Raw genomic sequence first — 2,567 nt, 5'->3', positions numbered from 1 at the left:
GTCGTGAGCCGCGCCGCCCGGATGCGCAGCGCGGCCACGCGGGCGACGACGTGGTCCCGCGACTCGTCGGGCACCAGGTCCAGGACCCCGGCCGCCGCTTCCCGGTCGCCGCGTGCCAGGGCCAGCCTGGCCAGGCCCAGCGCGGCGCCGACGTGCGAGGGGTTACGGGCGTGCACGGCCCGGAAGAGTTCGTACGCCGACGGGGCCGCCCCCGCCGGGAGGTCCGGGCCGAGCTGTTCCGCGACGTACGCGAGCGCCAGCTTCGCCGCGTACTCGCCGGGCAGCGCCCGGTGGACGGCCGCGAAGTGCTCCAGGGCGGCCTCCAGCAGCTGCCGCCGGTCGTCCAGCACATCGGCACTGCGCAGCGCGACGAGCCCCCAGTGCCAGCTGAGCCGCCACTGCCGTACCGGCCCGGGACCCGGTATGGCGTTCGCCTCCTGCACCTGTTCGCGCGCCCCGGCCAGCGCTTCCCTGCCCTCCTGGCCGAGCAGCAGCCGGGCGTTGTGCAGGCAGATCTCCACCGACCGCTCCCCCTCGGCGGGCTGGGTCAGCGGCCGGCCGGGGTCGTAGCTGCTGACCAGGAACCGGGCGGCCGCCGGGTCTCGCGGGTAGGGCCTGGGCACCGGGAGCCGCCGGGCGATCTCGGTGGGGGTGGGCAGCCCGGCGTCCAGCGCCGGGGCGTCGGGTGTCTCGTGGCGGCGGTAGAGAGGGCGGCGCAGCCAGTGCGTGTAGTCGGGTACGGAGCCCAGCCGCGCGCCGAGCAGTTCGGTGGACGGGGTGAAGTAGGCGGAGGGCTCGGGCTGGTCCCGTTTCCCGCGCAGCGCCCGGATCTCGCGCAGCACGCCGCGGAGCTGGCCGGCCATTTCCCCGGCGGTGGCGAACCGGCGTTCCGGATCGCGGGCCGTGGCCCGTTCCACCACCAGGCGGAAGGAGCTGATGCCGAGGCCGGGTACGTCGTCGCCGACCGCCCAGCCCGCGAGTTCGGCCAGGGTCATCCCGACGGTGTGGATGTCGTGGGCGACGGTCAGCGGTCTGCCGTGGTCCGTCTCGGGGGCCGCGAATCCGGGGGTGATCACGGGGGGCGGCTCGGTGACCCCGCTCCTGCGCACCCCGCCGAGGTCGATGACCTTGATGCCGTCGTGCCGGTGGACGACGTTGGACGGCTTCATGTCCCCGTACAGGAATTCCATGCCGTGCAGATGGGTGAGGGCTTCGAGGATCTGACAGCCGTAGGTGATGACGTGTTCGATGTCGAGGACGAAGGTGCCCTGCCGGGTCGATTCGATGACCGCGGAGAGCGTACGGTCGCCGACGTCGTCCATCACGATGTAGCCGCCGGACACGGTGCCGTCGGCGCCGCGGGTGCTGACGAAGTCCCGGATGCGGACGATGCGTTCGTGCCGGATGGCGACGAGGCTGCGGCGCTCCTCGTCGGCCTGGGCGGCGCCCCGTTCCGCGTAGCGGTTGAGGAGCCCCTTCACGGCGACGTACTCCTCCAGGTGGGTGTCCTCGGCGAGGTAGACCCAGCCCTGGCCGCCGTGGGCGATGGGGCCGCGGATCCGGTACTGGTCCTGGAGCAGCGGCCCGTCCTCGCTGAGTTCGGGCCGGTAGGCGTACGGGGCGCCGCACTTGGGGCAGTAACCCGTGTCCGGCGGTGGGGCGGCGGTGTTCGGCGCGATGAAGAAGGTGGGGCAGGACTTGGCCGAGCAACGCATCAGGATGCGTGCCTGCGAGGCGGCGGCGTCCAGCCGTTGGCCGGGGCTGCTCGGTTCGAGCGGGGGCAGCTCCAGCAGACCGGCCGGCCCGTACCTCTCGGGGGCGGTGGGCAACGGCGGGAGGCCGGGGTCCCTCCTGGAGCGGCCACAGGTGTCGCAGTAGCCGGTGGACTGTACGGTGCCACCGCAGGGAGCTCCGGTGAACCGGCGGTGCGGGCAGCCGGGGTTTCTCGTTCGGATCACACCGGGCTCACGTGCCCCGGCACCGCGCCTCGCTGTGTTGTCGTCAGTCGTCATCGCCGCTCCGTCCGTCCCCGGTCGGTGCGCGGCCCCGGAACGTCCGCCCGGCCGGCTCCGGCGTGCCGGTCCAGGTCTGCCTCCAGTTCGCGTAACAGGGCACGCAGGGCGGCGAGTTGTTGCTGCGGTTCGGCGAGGGCGCGCAGCCGCTCCAGTTGCCGGCGGCGGCGGGCCGAGTCGACGCCGGGTGACGGGGGCAGCGAGGCGGACTCCACCAGGCCGTTCAGCGTGGCCCAGTTCTGTTCGGCGGACTCGACGCGGCCGAGGAGTGCCGTGGCCCGTTCGTCGAGGGCCGGCACCAGCAGCTGCCGGGCCACCTCGGTCACGCCGTCGCCCGTGCCGTCCCGGACGACGACCAGCAGTCGGAAGCCGAGCATCCGCACCCGGGCGAGTAACGGCACCAGTCGGCGTGGCTCCCGGTCCTCGTCGAGTCCGATCACCGCGAGCGTGGGCCCGGCGGCCCCGGGCAGCCCGCCCGCCGCCCGGTCCGGCGGGGTGCCGCCGTCCAGCAGCCAGTCGCGGTAGGCCCGGAGCTGGTGGCGCGGCGGGCGCAGC

The 2,567-nt window shown here is 74.3% G+C and carries 1 protein-coding gene and 1 pseudogene; both read right to left on the bottom strand.

What is annotated here, in order from left to right:
• Window positions 1-1,715, bottom strand: a 1,715-nt coding sequence (locus tag ACFU8Q_RS40900) for a serine/threonine protein kinase (protein ID WP_384465128.1), incomplete at its 3' end; no start/stop codon positions are given.
• A gap of 293 nt (window positions 1,716-2,008) precedes the next feature.
• Window positions 2,009-2,567 (bottom strand): annotated as a pseudogene (locus ACFU8Q_RS40895) (serine protease); the annotation flags it as partial.

Source organism: Streptomyces sp. NPDC057543, from assembly GCF_042801895.1.
Taxonomy (GTDB): domain Bacteria; phylum Actinomycetota; class Actinomycetes; order Streptomycetales; family Streptomycetaceae; genus Streptomyces.
Note: the sequence above shows the minus strand (reverse complement) of the source record. Positions and strands in the feature narration are given on the sequence as shown.